General features: G+C 66.7%; 16 protein-coding genes and 1 pseudogene. 4 read left to right on the top strand and 13 right to left on the bottom strand.

Annotated features, from left to right (window positions below; genetic code table 11):
- Nucleotides 1–9 precede the first annotated feature (9 nt).
- The 3 genes and pseudogenes from arfB to ACFJI2_RS05590 form a co-directional block, all read right to left on the bottom strand.
- Nucleotides 10–402, bottom strand: a complete 393-nt coding sequence (gene arfB / locus ACFJI2_RS05580) for an alternative ribosome rescue aminoacyl-tRNA hydrolase ArfB (protein ID WP_377704110.1) — start codon at nucleotides 400–402, stop codon at nucleotides 10–12.
- Complete coding sequence (locus tag ACFJI2_RS05585; protein ID WP_377705799.1) at nucleotides 399–1487, bottom strand: CaiB/BaiF CoA transferase family protein; 1089 nt, start codon at nucleotides 1485–1487, stop codon at nucleotides 399–401. The genes arfB and ACFJI2_RS05585 overlap by 4 nt, the downstream gene beginning before the upstream one ends.
- Nucleotides 1488–1655: 168 nt before the next feature.
- Nucleotides 1656–2516: pseudogene (locus tag ACFJI2_RS05590) on the bottom strand (HDOD domain-containing protein); the annotation flags it as partial.
- 135 nt (nucleotides 2517–2651) lie between these two features.
- Here ACFJI2_RS05590 and ACFJI2_RS05595 point away from each other — a divergent pair.
- On the top strand, nucleotides 2652–3140 hold the full coding sequence (locus tag ACFJI2_RS05595; RefSeq protein WP_377704111.1) for a chemotaxis protein CheW: 489 nt from the start codon (nucleotides 2652–2654) through the stop codon (nucleotides 3138–3140).
- Nucleotides 3141–3200: 60 nt separating this feature from the next.
- Here ACFJI2_RS05595 and ACFJI2_RS05600 read toward each other — a convergent pair whose 3' ends face one another.
- The 8 genes from ACFJI2_RS05600 to dapC all read right to left on the bottom strand — a co-directional run bounded on the left by ACFJI2_RS05600 (nucleotide 3201) and on the right by dapC (nucleotide 12215).
- Nucleotides 3201–5195 carry an ATP-binding cassette domain-containing protein gene (locus tag ACFJI2_RS05600; protein ID WP_377704112.1) on the bottom strand — a complete coding sequence of 665 codons (1995 nt, stop codon included), beginning with the start codon at nucleotides 5193–5195 and terminating at the stop codon, nucleotides 3201–3203.
- 10 nt (nucleotides 5196–5205) lie between these two features.
- Nucleotides 5206–6093: a 50S ribosomal protein L3 N(5)-glutamine methyltransferase gene (gene prmB / locus ACFJI2_RS05605; protein ID WP_132138090.1), complete on the bottom strand. Its 888-nt coding sequence runs from the start codon at nucleotides 6091–6093 to the stop codon at nucleotides 5206–5208.
- A gap of 42 nt (nucleotides 6094–6135) precedes the next feature.
- Nucleotides 6136–7269 carry a succinyl-diaminopimelate desuccinylase gene (gene dapE, locus ACFJI2_RS05610; protein WP_107875157.1) on the bottom strand — a complete coding sequence of 378 codons (1134 nt, stop codon included), beginning with the start codon at nucleotides 7267–7269 and terminating at the stop codon, nucleotides 6136–6138.
- Nucleotides 7266–7619 (bottom strand): ArsC family reductase, encoded by a 354-nt coding sequence (locus ACFJI2_RS05615; protein WP_377704113.1) that lies wholly within the window; start codon nucleotides 7617–7619, stop codon nucleotides 7266–7268. Before ACFJI2_RS05615 ends, dapE begins: the two co-directional genes overlap by 4 nt.
- An 82-nt stretch (nucleotides 7620–7701) precedes the next feature.
- Nucleotides 7702–8847: an MFS transporter gene (locus ACFJI2_RS05620; RefSeq protein WP_377704114.1), complete on the bottom strand. Its 1146-nt coding sequence runs from the start codon at nucleotides 8845–8847 to the stop codon at nucleotides 7702–7704.
- A gap of 93 nt (nucleotides 8848–8940) precedes the next feature.
- Nucleotides 8941–10077, bottom strand: a complete 1137-nt coding sequence (locus tag ACFJI2_RS05625; RefSeq protein WP_377704116.1) for a PilT/PilU family type 4a pilus ATPase — start codon at nucleotides 10075–10077, stop codon at nucleotides 8941–8943.
- Between the two features lie 83 nt (nucleotides 10078–10160).
- Complete coding sequence (gene dapD / locus ACFJI2_RS05630; protein ID WP_056397036.1) at nucleotides 10161–10988, bottom strand: 2,3,4,5-tetrahydropyridine-2,6-dicarboxylate N-succinyltransferase; 828 nt, start codon at nucleotides 10986–10988, stop codon at nucleotides 10161–10163.
- A 12-nt stretch (nucleotides 10989–11000) separates the two neighbouring features.
- The gene (dapC, locus tag ACFJI2_RS05635; RefSeq protein WP_377704118.1) at nucleotides 11001–12215 is read right to left on the bottom strand and encodes a succinyldiaminopimelate transaminase; all 1215 of its coding nucleotides are present in this window, start codon (nucleotides 12213–12215) and stop codon (nucleotides 11001–11003) included.
- 140 nt (nucleotides 12216–12355) lie between these two features.
- Between dapC and ACFJI2_RS05640 the strand changes: the two genes are divergently transcribed.
- The gene (locus tag ACFJI2_RS05640; protein ID WP_377704119.1) at nucleotides 12356–14188 is read left to right on the top strand and encodes a DUF4153 domain-containing protein; all 1833 of its coding nucleotides are present in this window, start codon (nucleotides 12356–12358) and stop codon (nucleotides 14186–14188) included.
- Between the two features lie 57 nt (nucleotides 14189–14245).
- On the opposite strand, the gene ACFJI2_RS05645 is transcribed toward ACFJI2_RS05640, so the two are convergent.
- Nucleotides 14246–14605, bottom strand: a complete 360-nt coding sequence (locus ACFJI2_RS05645; protein ID WP_377704120.1) for a MerR family transcriptional regulator — start codon at nucleotides 14603–14605, stop codon at nucleotides 14246–14248.
- A gap of 68 nt (nucleotides 14606–14673) precedes the next feature.
- On the opposite strand from ACFJI2_RS05645, the gene ACFJI2_RS05650 reads away from it, so the two are divergent.
- Together ACFJI2_RS05650 and ACFJI2_RS05655 are read left to right on the top strand one after the other, a co-directional pair.
- The gene (locus ACFJI2_RS05650; protein ID WP_377704121.1) at nucleotides 14674–15087 is read left to right on the top strand and encodes a hypothetical protein; all 414 of its coding nucleotides are present in this window, start codon (nucleotides 14674–14676) and stop codon (nucleotides 15085–15087) included.
- Nucleotides 15088–15115: 28 nt separating this feature from the next.
- A complete protein-coding gene (locus ACFJI2_RS05655; protein ID WP_377704123.1) occupies nucleotides 15116–15613 on the top strand; it encodes a VOC family protein in 498 nt (165 codons plus the stop codon).
- On the opposite strand, the gene ACFJI2_RS05660 is transcribed toward ACFJI2_RS05655, so the two are convergent.
- Nucleotides 15590–16330: a Mut7-C RNAse domain-containing protein gene (locus ACFJI2_RS05660; protein WP_377704125.1), complete on the bottom strand. Its 741-nt coding sequence runs from the start codon at nucleotides 16328–16330 to the stop codon at nucleotides 15590–15592. The two genes, ACFJI2_RS05655 and ACFJI2_RS05660, sit on opposite strands and share 24 nt — an antisense overlap.
- Nucleotides 16331–16341: the final 11 nt, after the last annotated feature.

Consider the following 16341-nt stretch of genomic DNA (forward strand, 5'->3'; position numbering starts at 1 on the left):
CTGCGGCCCTCACATATCCACCTTCCCGCGCAGCTTCTTCACGGCGGCGTCCCTGGTCTTGCCATCCAGCCGCTTGCGCTGCGAGCTGCGCGTGGGCCGTGTCGGGCGTCGCGGCTTGGCCAGCACTGCCACGCTGTCGACCAGCTCCTGCAGGCGCCGCAGCGCCTCTTCCTTGTTCGCCTCCAGGCTGCGCGCCTGCTGCGCCTTGAGCACCACCACGCCTTCCTTGGTAATGCGTGTGTCGCGCAGCGCAAACAGCCGCTGCTTGATAGCCTCCGGCAGCGAGGACGCACCAATGTCAAAGCGCGCATGCACCGCGTTCGACACCTTGTTCACATTCTGTCCGCCCGGCCCTTGCGCCCGGATGGCGCTGAACTCCACCTCGTCGGGATTGACGTTCATGCCTTGAACTTGAGCGGCCCGGCCGCCGACCAGTACTCGCCCTCGCTCTCATGCAGGGCGCGCGCCGCCATGCCGCGTGCCTGGAACAGCGGATGCGCCAGCGCCTCGCTGGTGCGCAGGATGGGCGACACGCAGCAGTCGCTGCCCGCGAACGCTTCGGTCCATTGCGCCAGCGTGCGCTGCGCGAAGATGGCATCCAGCTCCGCCTGCACCGCCAGCGCGTCCGCGCCGCCCACCTGCTGGCCCAGCTGCCAGTGGCGCGTCTTCAGGTCCGGGCGCTGCAGCACGTCACAGCAGCCCTGCCAGAACTTCAGCTCCAGCGCGCCCACCGCCATGTAGCGGCCGTCGCTGGTGCGGTACACGTTGTAGCAGGGCACGCCGCCGGTCAGCAGGTCGCGTCCCGGCGCGGCGTCGCCGCCGTTGTTGACCGCCACCAGCGGCATGATGTTGTTGGCGAAGACCGCGTCCGTCATCGACACGTCCACGAAGCGCCCGATGCCGCCCATCTTCACCGCAACCAGCGCCGCCAGGATGCCTTGCAGTGCTGTCTGGGCGCCGCCCAGCAGGTCGCCCACCTGCAGGTTGGGCAGGGCGGGGCGCCCGTCCGGGCCGGCGTTCTGGTCCAGCATGCCGGCGTAGCCGATGTAGTTGATGTCGTGCCCGGCCAGCATGGCGTAGGGGCCGTCCTGGCCGTAGCCGGAAATGGCGCACATCACCAGCTTGGGATTGCGCGCGCGCAGCACGTCCCAGCCCAGGCCCAGCTTGTCCATCACGCCGGGCCGGAAGCTTTCCACCAGCACGTCCGCCTGCTCCACCATGGCGAGCAGCTGCTCGCGCTGGGCGGCGTCCTTCAGGTCCAGGCGCACGAAGCGCTTGCCCCGGTTGACGGCCACGAAGAACTGCGAGACTTCCTTGCGCACAGGACCCATGGCGCGCGCGTAGTCGCCTGGGCCGGGGTCTTCTATCTTGATGATGTCGGCGCCCAGGTCGGCCAGCTGCATGGTGGCGGCGGGGCCGGGCAGCAGGCGGGTGAGGTCGAGGACGCGGATGCCGGCCAGCGGCAGGGATGGATCTTGCTGTGTCATTGGAGTGTCTCTTGTTCTTCGAGGATGGCTGTCTTGCTCTGGTAGTCGCCCAGCGACAGCAGGTGTCCCATGGGTGACAGGGCGGCGCCTTTTCTGCAGGGCGTCCAGTTCGCGGATCGCTTGCGTGATGGAGGGCGGGAAGTTCCAGTCCTGCGCGATGGCGGCGGACACCTGGCGCGCGCTGCGCAGCAGCTGGGCGCAGAACATGGGGCTGCCGAGGTCTTTGGCGTCGCCGGCCGCCTGGTCCATCATGCGCAGCGATACCAGCAGGCCGGCGTTCTGCACCAGGCCGGCCAGGAAGGCGTCGAACGGTTCCACGCCCAGCGGTGCGGCCAGCGCACGGTTGGCGGCGGCGCAACGCTCGGACTGGTCCCAGATGCGCGGCGCCAGCAGTTTGGTGTAATGGCCGGAATTGAGGTCGATGATGGGCTTGAAGGCCACCGTGGTGATGAGCTGGCGCAGGCCCTCCTGGCCGATCACGATGACGGCGTGCTCCACGCTGGTAATGGCGGGTGCGCCTGGCAGCATGGCGCCGTTGGCCAGGCGGATGACGGCGGCCACCAGCACCACGTCGCTGGAGATTTTGCGGGCGATGTCGGCGCCGGCGAAGTGTTCGCTGCGCAGGCTTTGCAGCAACTGCGGGATCAGGCCGGGCATGCGGCGCATCAGGTCCGCGCCCGAGGTGGGCGAGCTGGCGATGCCGGACAGCGCTTGTAGGATGCGCTTCTCGGCCTCGCTTGTTTCCAGCGTGTCTTCGTGGTCCGCGCTGAACAGCCAGCGGTTGTAGCGGGTGTTGAGCAGGTCTTTCTGCTCGAATGTGGGCGCGGATGGCGCGGCCGGTGCTGAGTGGGCGGCTGGCATCGGCGTTGGCGCAGGCGTGGCCGGGGCCACGGGCGCGGTGGCAGGCGGCTGGCTGGGCGCGGGGGGCGCGGAGGAAGACGCGGTGCGCGGGCCGGCGCCGCCGATCAAACGCTTGAGCCACAGGTACATAGGGGTGCTTTCAAATCGGGTGGGAGGAGCGCGTCCCATTGTAGCGGGTTGGCTTGCGTTTGCCACGCGCTGCGGGGGATGGTGTTGTGTCAGCAAACTTGACTGCAATCAACACTTGCGCTAGCCGCGCCGGGTAGGATGGTGCACGCGTCATCCCACCGTGAAAGGATCATCATGCAATCCTCTACCTTGCAGGGCGCTGCCGACGCCGGGCTGCGCCAGTACCTGAGCTTTCGCTTGGGCGGATTGGAATATGCGCTGGACTACCGCAACGTGCAGGAGCTGCGCCCGCTGACCGCGCTGGAGCGCTTTTCGGCCGACGGTGAGGTGATCAGCGGCGTGGCGGTGTCGCGCGGGGTGATCATGCCTATCGTGGACATGCGCATCGCCTTCGGCCCGCGCCCGCCTGTGCACGACCCGCGCACGGATGTGATCATCCTCAAGCTGACGGATTGCGTGATGGGGATGGTGACCGATGGCGTGACCGATATCGTCACGCTGGCCCAGGGCAGCATCCAGCCCATGCCGGGGCTGGCGGCCGATGTGGATTATCTGCTGGGGGTGGGGACCACGCAGGCCGGACGGCGCCTGATCGTGGTGGATATCGACAAGCTGATGTCGATACGGCGCGCCGGCTTCGGCGGGTTACGCGCTGTGCGCTAACCCGCCCTACGAGGGCAAACGGTAGGGCGGGTTAGCGCGGTAGCGCGTAACCCGCCAACACTACGCCGCCAGCGCCTCCAGCTGTTCCTGCAACTCCAGCCACTCGCCCTCCAGCTGGCCCAGGTCCTTGGTGTAGAAGGCCTGGTCGGTCAGCAGGGTTTTCAGCTTGGCCTTGTTGGCCGCGTCGTAGATGGCGCTGTCGCCCAGCGCCGCGTCCACTTCCGCCTTTTGCGCATTGCGCTTGGCGATCTGCTCTTCCAGGCGCTTGATCTTGTTCTCGATCGGCTTGCGCAGCGCGGACAGCTTCTGGCGCTGTTCGGCGTCCAGGCGCTTCTGGTCCTTGCTGTTGACGGTGGACACGGGAGGCGCCACCGGCGAAGCCACCGGGAAGTCGGTCTTGTTGGCCTTGCCCGCCGCCGGCAGCACGTCGGTGCCCTTGCCCAGCTTGGTCTGGAACAGCCAGTCCTTGTAGTCGTCCAGGTCGCCGTCGAAGGGCTGCAGCTTGCCGTCCGCGACGATGATGAACTGGTCGGTGGTGGCGCGCAGCAGGTGGCGATCGTGCGATACCACCACCAGCGTGCCTTCGAACTGCGCCAGCGCCTCGGTCAGCGCTTCGCGCGTTTCCAGGTCCAGGTGGTTGGTCGGTTCATCGAGCAGCAGCAGGTTGGGGCGCTGCCACACGATCAGCGCCAGCGCCAGGCGCGCCTTTTCGCCGCCGGAGAACGGCGCGATCGAGCTGGTGACCATGGTGCCCGGGAAGTTGAAGCCGCCCAGGAAGTTGCGCAGCTCCTGCTCGCGCACCGTCGGCGCGATCTTGGCCAGGTGCCACAGCGGCGATTCGTCGTGGCGCAGCATCTCCACCTGGTGCTGGGCGAAGTAACCGATGTTCAGGCCCTTGCCCATGGTGGCGTCGCCGGTCAGCGGTGCCAGCTCGCCCGCGATGGTCTTGATCAGCGTGGACTTGCCCGCGCCGTTCACGCCCAGCAGGCCGATGCGCTGGCCGATCTGCAGCGAGAAATTGATGCCGTGGACGATGCTCTTGGTGGTGATGTCGCCGGTCTTCTCGTTCTCGATCTTGTAGCCCGCATCCACGTCTTCCATCACCAGCAGCGGGTTCGGTGCGCTCAGCGGCTCGCGGAATTCGAAGGAGAATTCGGCGGCGGCGCGCAGCGGCGCCAGCTCTTCCATCTTGGCCAGCGCCTTCATGCGGCTCTGCGCCTGGCGTGCCTTCGAGGCCTGCGCCTTGAAGCGGTTCACGAACGATTCCAGGTGGGCGCGCTTGCGCTGCTGCTTTTCCAGCGCGCCGGCGGCCAGGATCATCTGCGCTGCGCGCTGGCGCTCGAAGGACGAGTAGTTGCCCGAGTAGCGCTTCAGCTTGCGCTCGTCGATGTGCACCACCACGTTTACCACTTCATCGAGGAAGTCGCGGTCGTGGGAGATGATGATGAGGGTGCCGGCGTAGCGCTTGAGCCAGTCTTCCAGCCAGATGATGGCGTCCAGGTCCAGGTGGTTGGTCGGTTCATCGAGCAGCAGCAGGTCGGAAGGGCACATCAGCGCCTGCGCCAGGTTCAGGCGCATGCGCCAGCCGCCGGAGAAGCTGGCCACCGGCAGCTGCATCTGGTCCAGCGTGAAGCCCAGGCCCAGCAGCAGCTGCTCGCCGCGCGACTGCACGGTGTAGGCGTCGGCGTCGGCCAGCGCGCTGTAGATCTCGCCGATGGCGATGCCGTTCTCGCTGGTGGCCGGTTCCGATTCCAGGCGCGCCAGTTCCGCTTCCAGCTTGCGCAGGTTCACGTCGCCGTCGATGGCGTAGTCGAGCGCGCAGCGCTCCAGCGGCGGGGTTTCCTGCGCAACGTAAGCGACGCGCCATTTGGCCGGGAAGTCGATCTCGCCCTGGTCCGGGTGCAGCTCGCCGCGCATCATGGCGAACAGGCTGGACTTGCCGGCGCCGTTGGCGCCGATCAGGCCGATCTTGTCGCCGGGGTTGAGGGTGACATCGACCTGTTCCAGCAGCGGCTTCACGCCGCGCATCAGGCTTACTTGAATAAAGCGGATCATGGTTCGTTCTTTACAGTTTGAGCTGGTCGGCGGTCAGCAGGAAGACCATGTCGTCGCCGGCGCTGGTGGTGAGCCAGGTCAGGCCGAGGTGGCCGAAGGCCTTCTCCGCGAATTCGCGCTCATTGCCGATTTCAACGATCAGCAGGCCCTCGTCGGTCAGGCGCTCGGCGGCGCCGGCCACGATCTTGCGCACCAGGTCCATGCCGTCCGCGCCGCCTTCCAGGGCGATCTGCGGCTCGGCCAGGTATTCCGGCGGCAGCTTGGCCATCGAACCGCTGTTCACGTACGGCGGGTTGGTGATGATCAGGTCGTACTTTTTGTCGGGCACGTTGGCGTACAGGTCGGACTCGATCAGCGTCAGGCGGTCCTGCAGCTTGTAGGTGTCCACGTTGATGCGGGCCACGTCCAGCGCGTCCTTCGAAATGTCCACCGCGTCCACGTGCGCGTTCGGGAAGGCTTCGGCCAGCATGATGGCCAGGCAGCCGGAACCCGTGCACAGTTCCAGCACGTTGGTGGTGGCTTCGGGATCGACCATCCACGGCGAGAAGTAATCCGGGATCAGTTCGGCGATGAAGGAGCGCGGCACCAGCGCGCGCTCGTCCACGTAGAAGCTGTAAGGACCCAGCCACGCTTCCCGGGTGATGTAGGCGGCCGGCACGCGGTCGGTGGCGCGGCGCTCGATCACGGCCAGCACGGCGTCGATCTCCTGCGGCAGCAGGCGCGCGTCCAGGAACGGGTCCAGCTTGTCCAGCGGCAGCTTGAGCGTGTGCAGGATCAGGTAGGCCGCTTCGTCCAGCGCTTCCACGCTGCCATGGCCGAAGAACAGCTTGGCGGTGTTGAAGCGGGTGACGGCGTAGCGCAGCAGGTCGCGCGGGGTGGTGAAGATGGAGGTGGTCATTATTATTCTCGCAAAAAGTACGTGCCGGGCGGGTGTGCCAGCTTAGCCCAGCAGGTTCTCAAGGGTACGGCGGTAGATGTTCTTCAGCGGATCGATGAAACGCAGCTCGATATGCTCGTCGATCTTGTGGATGCTGGCGTTGGGAGGGCCGAATTCTATCACCTGGGGGCAGATCTGCGCGATAAAGCGGCCGTCCGAGGTGCCGCCGGTGGTGGACAGCTCGGTCTCGATGCCGGTTTCGGCGCGGATCGCGTCGGCCATCGCGGTGCTCAGTGCGCCGCGCGGGGTGAGGAAGGGCAGGCCGCTCAGCGTCCATTTCAGCTCGTACTCCAGGCCGTGCTTGTCCAGGATGGCGTGCACGCGCGCGCGCAGGCCTTCGTGCGTGCTGGCGGTGGAGAAGCGGAAGTTGAAGTCGATCTCCATGGCGCCGGGAATCACATTGTTGGCGCCGGTGCCTGCCTTGATGTTGGACATCTGCCAGGACGTGGGCAGGTAGTACTCGTTACCCTCGTCCCAGACTTCGGCCACCAGGTCCGCCAGCGCCTGCGCGGCCTGGTGGATGGGGTTGCGCGCCAGCTGAGGGTAGGCGATGTGGCCCTGGATGCCCTTGATGACCAGGTGGCCGGACAGCGAGCCGCGGCGGCCGTTCTTGATCATGTCGCCCAGCGTCTTGTCCGAGGTCGGTTCGCCGACGATGCAGTAGTCGATGCTCTCGCCGCGCGCCTTCAGCTTCTCCACCACCACCACGGTGCCGTCGGTGGCCGGGCCTTCCTCGTCGCTGGTGATGAGGAAGGCGATCGAACCCTTGTGGTCCGCGTTGGCGGCCACGAACTCCTCGCAGGCCACCACGAAGGCGGCGATGGAGGTCTTCATGTCGGCCGCGCCGCGGCCATACAGCTTGCCGTCGCGGTGGGTGGGATAGAAGGGCTCGGACGACCACTGCTCGACCGGGCCGGTGGGCACCACGTCGGTGTGGCCGGCGAACACCAGCACCGGGCTGGCAGTGCCGCGCCGCGCCCAGAGATTGGTCACGTCGCCGGAGACGATGGTCTCGCAGACGAAGCCGAGCGGCTCCAGCAGCGCGATCAGCTGGTCCTGGCAACCCTTGTCTTCAGGCGTGACGGAGGCGCGGCCGAGCAGCTTCTCGGTCAGGGCGAGGGTACGGGAGGCCGTCATTTGGAAAAGATCTGGCGGTAGGCGTCCGGCGAGAAGCCGACGTGGCATGCGCTGCCGGCGCCTTGCAGCACGGGGCGCTTGATCACGGACGGGAATTCCAGCATCAGCGCGGTGGCGCTGGCGGCGTCGGTGACGGCGGCCTTGCGCTCGTCCGGCAGGCCGCGCCAGGTGGTGCCCTTCTTGTTGACCAGGACTTCCCAGCCCAGCGTCTGCAGCCAGCCGCTGACGGTCTGCGCGTCCAGGCCCTGCTTCTTGAAATCGTGGAAGGTGAATTCGTGCTGCTGGTCAGCCAGCCAGACGCGGGCTTTCTTCACCGTGTCGCAGTTGGGGATGCCGTAAAGAGTAATCATGGAATGTGCAGGTTCGGAAGCGTGGCCGCGCCGGGTGGCGGCCGAAGTGCAGCATTATAGCGTGACTGGCGTCCATGCCGGCTCAGGTGGCGATGCGCGAGCGCGAGCTGGCGGCCACCAGCAGCATGGCGCAGCCCAAGCCGGCGAAGGCCATCTGCAGGCTGGAGGCGTGGGCGATGAAGCCGATCAGCGCGGGGCCGGCCAGGATGCCGGCGTAGCCTAGCGTGGTGATGGCGCCCACCGCCAGCCCGGCCGGCATGTCGTGCTGGTTGCCCGCCGCCGTAAACAGGATGGGCACGATGTTGGAGGCGCCCAGGCCGATCAGCACGAAGCCGAGCAGCGCCACGGCGGGCGAGGGCGCGGCGACGGCGGTGAAGAAGCCGGCGGCGGCGCACAGGCCGCCGGCCAGCAGCACGCGCTGGCGGCCGAAGCGGGCCACGATCTTGTCGCCGCTGAAGCGGCCCAGCGTCATGGCGACGGCGAAGGCGGCGTAACCGAGGCCGCCCTGGTCGGCGCTGATGCCGGTGGCGCTGGTGAGCAGCAGGGCACTCCAGTCCAGCACCGCGCCTTCGGCCATGAAGCAGGCGAAGCACAGCAGGCCGATCACGGCCACGGCGCCGCGCGGCACCACGAACAGGCGTTTGTCTTCCCCGGCCTCGCCTTGCGCGGCGGGGGCGGCCGGCAGCAGCTTGGGCGCTGCCAAGGCCAGCACGGCTGCTGCGATGGCGGCTACCAGCACGGCGGCCATCAGCGTGTCCATGCCGGCCCACAGCAGCGCTGCCATGCCGCCCGCGCCGGCGATGCCGCCCACGCTGAACATGCCGTGGAAGCCGGACATGAGCGCGCCGCCGCTTTCCTTTTCCACCCGCACGGCTTGCACATTGATGGCCACGTCCAGCGTGCCGATGGTGGCGCCGAACAGGAACAGGGTCACGCCCAGCAGCAGCGGCGAGGGCGCCACGGCGAGGAAGGGCAGCACGGCGCACACCAGCGCGCCGGACAGCAGCACCACTGGCCGGCAGCCGAAGCGCGTGGTCAGCGCACCGGTAACGGGCATGGCCAGCAGCGAGCCGATGCCGAGGCATAGCAGCAGCATGCCGAGCTGCGACGCTTCGAGATTCAGGCGGTCCTTGGCGTACGGCACCAGCGGTGCCCAGGCGGCCATGGTGATGCCGGCAACCAGAAAGCCAAGACGGGTAGAGAGGCGGTGTGCTGCTGAGTTGTTCATATGTGCGGACGGAGTTAGCGCTAACGAGATGTTCCGCGTTAGATATCGGGGGCAGGAGTTTACGTGGCTGGGGCAGGCGCGTGTTGAGGCGCGTCAGGTGTTGAGGGTGAACTCGGTGAAGGAGGTTTCGGCAACCGGCGCCTTCTGCTCCGGCTCTTCGTGCTTGCTGTCCGGGCCGTTGTTCAGCAGCCAGAGCAGGTTGGTGGCCGAGTCGGCGTTGGCGAGCGCTTCTTCCTGGCTGATCAGGCCTTCCTGCACCAGCTTGAACAGCGCCATCTCGAACGACTGCGAGCCGGCCGACAGGCTGTTTTCCAGCGCTTCCTTGATCTGGCTGATGTCGCCTTGTTCAATCAGGTCCGAGATGTGGCGGGTGTTGAGCATCACTTCCACCGCCGCCGTGCGCGTGCCGCCGTTGATGGAGCGGATCAGGCGCTGCGACACGATGGCTTTCACCGTGGACGACAAGTCCTGCAGCAGCGCGGCGCGGTTTTCGATCGGGTAGAAGCTGATGATGCGGTTCAGCGCGTTGTAGCTGTTGTTGGCGTGCAGCGTGGCCAGCACCAGGTGGCCGGACTGCGCGTAGGCCAGCGCGGCGGCCATGGTTTCGCGGTCGCGGATTTCGCCGATCAGGATGCAGTCCGGCGCCTGGCGCATGGAGTTGCGCAGCGCGGTGTAGAAGTCCTTGGCGTCGCTGCCGATCTCGCGCTGGTTGACGATGGATTTCTTGTTCTTGAACAGATACTCGATGGGGTCTTCGAGTGTGAGGATGTGGCCCGAGCGCAGTTCGTTGCGATGATCCAGCATGGAGGCGATGGTGGTGGACTTGCCGGAGCCGGTGGCGCCCACCAGCAGCAGCAGGCCGCGCTTTTCCATGATCAACTCCGCCAGGATGGGCGGCAGCGCCAGCTCGGCCAGCACGGGAATGTTGGCCGGCACGAAGCGGAACACAGCCGAGATGCTGCCGCGCTGGCGGAAGGCCGACAGGCGGAAGCGCCCCAGGTTGGGCACCGAGACGCCCATGTTCAGCTCATTCTCGCGCTCCAGTTCCGCCATCTGCTCGGGCGAGCAGACTTCGGCCAGCAGCGCGTGAATGTTCTCCGGCTCCAGCTTTTGCTGGTTGATCGGGATCAGGTTGCCGTTGATCTTGATGTGGACAGGCGAATTGACCGCGAAGAACATGTCCGACGCGTTCTTTTCCTTCATCAGCTGGAACAGGCGGTCCATTGCCATGGTGCTCTCCCTGCGGCGGGTTACGATTATTTAATGCGGACGGCCGCGTAGGGCGGGTTAGCGTAGCGTAACCCGCCGCTGCATCAGATACCGCGCAGCAGTTCGTTGATGCCGGTCTTGGAGCGGGTCTGCGCGTCCACGCGCTTGACGATCACCGCGCAGTACAGGCTGTACTTGCCGTCGTCCGACGGCAGCGAGCCCGACACCACCACCGAACCCGATGGGATGCGGCCGTAGGTCACTTCGCCGGTGGCGCGGTCGTAGATCTTGGTCGACTGGCCGATGTACACGCCCATCGAGATCACCGAGTTCTCTTCCACGATCACGCCTTCCACGATCTCCGAACGCGCGCCGATGAAGCAGTTGTCTTCGATGATGGTCGGATTGGCCTGCATCGGCTCCAGCACGCCGCCGATGCCCACGCCGCCCGACAGGTGCACGTTCTTGCCGATCTGCGCGCAGGAACCCACGGTGGCCCAGGTGTCGACCATGGCGCCTTCATCGACGTAGGCGCCGATGTTGACGTAGGAAGGCATCAGCACCACGTTCTTGGCGATGAAGGAGCCGCGGCGCGCAACGGCCGGCGGCACCACGCGGAAACCGCCCGCCTGGAAGTCGGCTTCGGTGTAGTTGGCGAACTTGGTCGGCACCTTGTCGTAGAACTGCATGGTGCCGTCGGATGGCAGCACCACGTTGTTCTCCAGGCGGAACGACAGCAGCACGGCCTTCTTGATCCACTGGTTCACCACCCAGGTGCCGGTGTCCTTCTGCGCCACGCGCAGGGAGCCGTTGTCCAGGCCGGCCAGCACGTGCGAGACCGCGTCGCGCAGTTCGGCGCTGCCGTTGGCAGGGTTGATCTCGGCGCGGTTGTCCCAGGCTTGTTCGATGATGTTTTGCAGTTGTTGGGTCATGATGCTTCTCTTTTATTTAGACAGGTTTTTGCAGAATTGGACGATGCGCTGCGCCGCTTCCAGGCCCTCGGAGGCCTCGGCCACCAGCGCCATGCGGATGCGGTTGCGGCCCGGGTTCACGCCGTGCGCGTCGCGCGCCAGGTAGCTGCCGGGCAGTACGGTGACATTATATTCGGCGTACAGGCGCTGGGCGAATTCGGTGTCCGACAGGCCGGTGCGGCTGACGTCGGCCCACAGATAGAAGCCGGCGTCCGGCAGCGCCACGTCCATCACCTGCAGCAGCAGCGGGGTGATGGCGGCGAACTTGGCGCGGTACTGGGCGCGGTTGGCTTCGACGTGGGTTTCGTCGTTCCAGGCCGCCACCGACGCAGCCTGAACGGAAGGGCTCATGGCCCCGCCGTGATAGGTGCGGTACAACAGGAATTTTTTCAGCACGTCGGCGTCGCCGGCCACGAAGCCGGAGCGCATGCCAGGCACGTTGGAGCGCTTGGACAGGCTGGAGAACACCACCAGGCGCGCGTACGGCCGCTCCACGGTGGACAGGCCCAGCATGTGCGCCGCCTGCAGCGCGCCCAGCGGGGCTTCGTCGCCATGGTAAATCTCGGAGTAGCACTCGTCGGCGGCGATCACGAAGTTGTAGCGCTCGGACAGCGCGAACAGGTTTTCCCAGTCCGTCAGCGACAGTACCGCGCCGGTCGGATTGCCCGGGGAGCACAGGAACAGCAGCTGCACGCGCTCCCACACGGAGGCGGGGATGCTGTCGTAGTCGCAGCCGAAATTGCGGGCCGGGTCGGAGTTGACGAAATACGGCTCGGCGCCGGCCAGGTAGGCGGCGCCTTCGTAGATCTGGTAGAACGGGTTGGGCGACACCACCAGCGCCTTGGCGGCCGGGTCGATCACGGTCTGCGCCAGCGCGAACAGCGCCTCGCGCGAGCCGTTCACCGGCAGCACCTGGGTGGCCGGGTTCAGCGCCGGGATGCCGTAGCGGCGTTCCAGCCAGCCGCAAATGGCGCCGCGCAGCGCTTCCGAGCCAATGGTGGTCGGGTAGGTGGCCAGGCCGTTGATGTTGTCGACCAGCGCCTGCTGGATGAAAGGCGGCGTAGGATGCTTCGGCTCGCCCATGCCCAGGCTGATGGCGGAATAGTCGGCGTTCGGCGTCACCTTGGCGAACAACTGGCGCAGCTTTTCGAACGGGTACGGTTGCAGCTTATCGAGATGTGGATTCACAGGCGGACCAAAGAGCGGAAATCGGAACCAGCCATTATAGCGCCAGCGCGGCCGGGTTGTGCGCCGCAGCGGAGATGGGCGATATTGCAAAATTGATAGCACATGCAATAATGCGGGCATCCCAGCTATGAAAGCCCGCCGTGCAGGCAGATTCCGCCCAGACCATACTCGAAGCCACCACCACCCGCAGCAACGGCTACCTGCGCCTGGCCGTGGGCCTGCTGCAGGGCGGTCTGCTGTACCTGCTGTACCGCGCCAACAGCGCCAACGCGTGGCCAGCCACCGAGCCTTTCCTGTTTGTGCCGCTGCTGATGGCGGGCGTGCTGCTGCCCGTGCTCCTGATATCCAGCCTGGGTCACATAGGCGGGCGCAATCTGGCGCTGTGGATGGTGGCCGCTGCCGCCGTCATTGCGGCGCTGGCGCTGCATGACGTGTGGCGTATGGAGGGGACGCGCATCGCGGCCGCGGCGGCCGCCGCATCGTCCGCGTCGGCCAGGGAGGCGCGCTATCCGTCCGCGCTGGTGGCCGTGTTCAGCGCGGCCTTCTTCTTCATCGCCCACTCGCTGGTGATGGCGGGCGTGCAGGAAGGCCGCCGCCTGGCCAGCTACGCCACGTACTTCGAAACGGCGTGGAAGCTGTTCATCCAGGCCGCGTTCTCGGCGCTGTTCGTCGGCGCGCTGTGGGCCATGCTGAACCTGGGCGCGGGACTGTTCCAGCTAGTGAAGCTCGGCTTTCTGAAGCGGATGCTGCTGGAAGCCTGGTTTAACATGCCGGTGCTGTTTTTCGCCTTTGCCTGCGCCATGCACATCACGGACGTGCGGCCCGCGATTGTGCGCGGCATCCGCACGCTGCTGCTGGTGCTCATGTCCTGGCTGCTGCCGGTGACGGTGCTGTTGCTGGCGGGCTTCCTCGGCAGCCTGCCGTTCACCGGCCTGGATGCATTGTGGAAGACCGGCCACGCTACCAGCGTGCTGCTGGGCGCCGCCGCCGCGCTGGTGGTGCTAATCAACGCGGCCTACCAGAATGGCGAAGTGGCGGGCACGGTGGCGCGCGTGGTGCGCTGGAGCGCGCGCATCGGGGCGCTGATGCTGCTGCCGCTGGTCGTCATCGCCGTCTACGCGCTCAGCCTGCGCGTGGGCGATTACGGCTGGAGCTCGGACCGATTGATCGCCGCCGCCTGCATGGTGGTGGCCGCGTGCTATGCGCTGGGCTACGCCTACGCAGCCTTGCAGCGCGGCGCGTGGCTGCGCACTCTGTCCATGACCAATGTGGGCGCGGCCTGGCTGGTGCTGGCGGTGCTGCTTGCGCTGTTTACGCCCATCGCCGACCCGGCGCGCATCTCCGTCAACAGCCAGCTGGCGCGGCTGGAGCGCGGCGCCGTGAAGGCCGACAAGTTCGACTACGAATACCTGAAGTTCGAAGGCGCCCGCTACGGCCGCGCCGCCTTGGAGCGCCTGAAAATGGCCGCCGGTCCGGACGCGGCCCTCAAGCGCGCTGGCGCCGTTGCCGCGCTGGCCAAGGAGCACCGCAGCTGGCGTCCGCCTTCTGCGCCTGTGGCGGTGGACATCGGCGCCAACCTGGCCGTGTGGCCGCAAGGCAGCCGTTTGCCGGCAGGCTTCCCGCTGCGCAGTTGGACCGACCGGGGCGAGGATGGCGGCCCGGCGCTGCGTTGCCTGCGCGAGGCCGGCGTGCATTGCGACGCGTTCATGCTGGACCTGAGCGGCGACGGCAAGCCGGAAGTGGTGCTGATCGGCGCGGAGCCGGGTGTCGGCTCGGCGGTGGTGGGTGAAAAGGACGGCAAGTGGCAGCAGGTGGCCAGCCTGCCTTACAGCCTGGCCGGTTGCGCACCCTTGCTCGCGCGCTTGAAGGCGGGTGAGGCAAGGGCGGTGGCCAAGCCGCTGCTGGACATCGAAGTCGATGGGCAGCGCGTTTCGGTCGAGCCGCACCGTCGGGGCGTGCCGCTGTGCCGTTAAGCAGCCGAGCAGCCGAGCAGCCGAGCCGCTGAGCCGCTGTGCCGCTGTGCCGCTGAATCAGCCCTGCAGCGGGCAGTCCGCCATCGGGTCGCCCAGGCGGCGCGCCAGTTCGCCGCGTAGCGCCGCGAGGCCGGCGATGCGCTGGTCGATCTCCGCCATCTTCGCCCGCAGCGCCGCGCGCAGCTGGTCGGCCGACGCCTCCGGCGCCGCCAGCAGCGGCAGGTCGGCCTCGATCTCCTTCAGGCTGAAGCCCAGCTGCTGCGCGGTGCGGATGTAACGCAGCCAGTCCACCGCCTCGGGTGGATAGTCGCGGTAGCCGTTGGCGCTGCGGCGGGCATTGAGCAGGCCGCGCTTCTCGTAGAAGCGCAGCGTGTCGCGGCTGATGCCGGTGGCGCTGGCGATTTCCCCTATCTGCATATTTTCTCCTTGACCCTGGAGTATACTCCAGGCTTTAGCATCAAGCTCCATTTCAAAAGGAGCTTGTCATGCCCAATCCCGCCACTTTCCGCCGCATCGTCCGCGCCAGCGCCATCTACGACCTGGCCGTGACCGCGCCCTTCGCCACGCCCTGGACCTTCGCGCTGGTGCTGGCCCACCTGTCGGCAGTCAACCAGCAACTGGGCGGCGCGGCCTTGCCGGCATTCGGGCCATTCCACGTGCTGATCGCCTGCCTGATGGGCAGCATCGTGCTGGTATGGTCGGTGCTGCGCATCCGCGACCCGCAGCCCCGTTTCGGACGCTACGACGCGGCAGGGCGCTTGCTGTTCTCCAGCTGGATGGCGTGGGCGCTGGCCGCCACCGGCGAGCCGTTGATCTGGCTGTTCCTGCTGCCTGAAGCTGCCTGGTGCGTCGTCCAGTGCCTGCCCGTGCGCCATCCTTCATCCAGCGGTGTAATATAGGCAACCTTGTCAAGCGAGGAGGCATGTTATGGCCAGCATCCAGCAAATCGTTCCCTGCCTGTGGTTCAACACCCAGGCGGAGGAAGCCGCCAATTTCTACGTCGGCATTTTCGATAATTCCAAGGTTACGCAGATCGTGCGCTACTTCGAGACGGGGAGGGAACTCCACGGCCACGAGCCCGGCTCCGTATTGATGGTGTCGTTTGAACTGAACGGCACGCCATTCAGTGCGCTCAACGGCACGCCGCCGATTGCGTTCAACCAGGCGGTGTCCTTCCAGGTGATGTGCGAAAGCCAGCAGGAAGTGGACCGCTTCTGGCTGCACCTGGGCGAGGGCGGCGACCCGGCCGCGCAGCAGTGCGGCTGGCTGAAGGACAAGTTCGGCCTGTCCTGGCAGATCCTGCCCAGCGTGGTGATAGAAATGATGAAAGACCACAGCTCGGCCAAGACGCAGCGCGCCATGCAAGCCCTGATGACGATGAAGAAGATCGATATCGCCGAGCTACAGCGCGCCTACGCCGGCTAGCACGGCGCGCATGCGCTGCCAGTGCGAGCCTTGCCAGAACACCCCGCCGCACACGTCGCAGGTGACAAACAGCGTGTGGCGGGCGCGCACGGCGGGCGGCAGCTTGTCCTGCACGTCCTGCTTGGCGATCACGCGCAGCGGGGCGTTGCATTGCAGGCAGAGCGTGAACGGGCGCATGCTCCCCGCCAGGTCCAGGCGGGCGACGATTTCGCCTAGCTGCTGTTCGGGCTTGAGCGCACGCACGTAGCAGCCGTGCGTGACGCCGCGCCGCTTCAGCAGGTCGCGGTCGCGCGTGAGCACGATGCGCTGCTGCTCGGCGGAGATGACTTCGATTTCGCGGTCGTCGATGGCGTTGTCGTACAGCGTGTCGAAGCCGGCCATGCGCAGCAGGCGCGCCAGGCCGCCCAGGTGGGCGTCGGCGATAAAGCGGGTCTCGCGCAGGGGACGCTCGCGCACCCGCAGCAGTGAACTGATGTCGAAGGTTTCAAACTTGGGATACACCGCCACCCGGTCGCCGTCGGCCAGCAGGCGCTCGAAGCCGCAGGACTCGCCGTTCACCAGCACCAGTTCCACCTCGGTGTGTGGCACGCCCAGCGCTTCGATCATGTGCTTGGCCGTGGCGGCGCGCGCACAGGGCGCATCGAACGCGCGCCGGCGCCGGGACGGCGGCAGGAAATCGTTGAGTTCTTCGTAGAATCGGAATGTAGCGGTCACCATGATGCGAGTAT

The sequence above is a fragment of the Pseudoduganella sp. UC29_71 genome (genome assembly GCF_042693265.1).
Lineage (GTDB): Bacteria > Pseudomonadota > Gammaproteobacteria > Burkholderiales > Burkholderiaceae_D > Rugamonas.

What these genes read in the sequence shown, in the direction of transcription:
- arfB (WP_377704110.1), bottom strand. Translation starts at nt 402, where the DNA reads ATGAACGTCAATCCCGACGAGGTGGAGTTCAGCGCCATCCGGGCGCAA.
- ACFJI2_RS05585 (WP_377705799.1), bottom strand. Translation starts at nt 1,487, where the DNA reads ATGACACAGCAAGATCCATCCCTGCCGCTGGCCGGCATCCGCGTCCTC.
- ACFJI2_RS05595 (WP_377704111.1), top strand. Translation starts at nt 2,652, where the DNA reads ATGCAATCCTCTACCTTGCAGGGCGCTGCCGACGCCGGGCTGCGCCAG.
- ACFJI2_RS05600 (WP_377704112.1), bottom strand. Translation starts at nt 5,195, where the DNA reads ATGATCCGCTTTATTCAAGTAAGCCTGATGCGCGGCGTGAAGCCGCTG.
- prmB (WP_132138090.1), bottom strand. Translation starts at nt 6,093, where the DNA reads ATGACCACCTCCATCTTCACCACCCCGCGCGACCTGCTGCGCTACGCC.
- dapE (WP_107875157.1), bottom strand. Translation starts at nt 7,269, where the DNA reads ATGACGGCCTCCCGTACCCTCGCCCTGACCGAGAAGCTGCTCGGCCGC.
- ACFJI2_RS05615 (WP_377704113.1), bottom strand. Translation starts at nt 7,619, where the DNA reads ATGATTACTCTTTACGGCATCCCCAACTGCGACACGGTGAAGAAAGCC.
- ACFJI2_RS05620 (WP_377704114.1), bottom strand. Translation starts at nt 8,847, where the DNA reads ATGAACAACTCAGCAGCACACCGCCTCTCTACCCGTCTTGGCTTTCTG.
- ACFJI2_RS05625 (WP_377704116.1), bottom strand. Translation starts at nt 10,077, where the DNA reads ATGGCAATGGACCGCCTGTTCCAGCTGATGAAGGAAAAGAACGCGTCG.
- dapD (WP_056397036.1), bottom strand. Translation starts at nt 10,988, where the DNA reads ATGACCCAACAACTGCAAAACATCATCGAACAAGCCTGGGACAACCGC.
- ACFJI2_RS05645 (WP_377704120.1), bottom strand. Translation starts at nt 14,605, where the DNA reads ATGCAGATAGGGGAAATCGCCAGCGCCACCGGCATCAGCCGCGACACG.
- ACFJI2_RS05650 (WP_377704121.1), top strand. Translation starts at nt 14,674, where the DNA reads ATGCCCAATCCCGCCACTTTCCGCCGCATCGTCCGCGCCAGCGCCATC.
- ACFJI2_RS05655 (WP_377704123.1), top strand. Translation starts at nt 15,116, where the DNA reads ATGGCCAGCATCCAGCAAATCGTTCCCTGCCTGTGGTTCAACACCCAG.
- ACFJI2_RS05660 (WP_377704125.1), bottom strand. Translation starts at nt 16,330, where the DNA reads ATGGTGACCGCTACATTCCGATTCTACGAAGAACTCAACGATTTCCTG.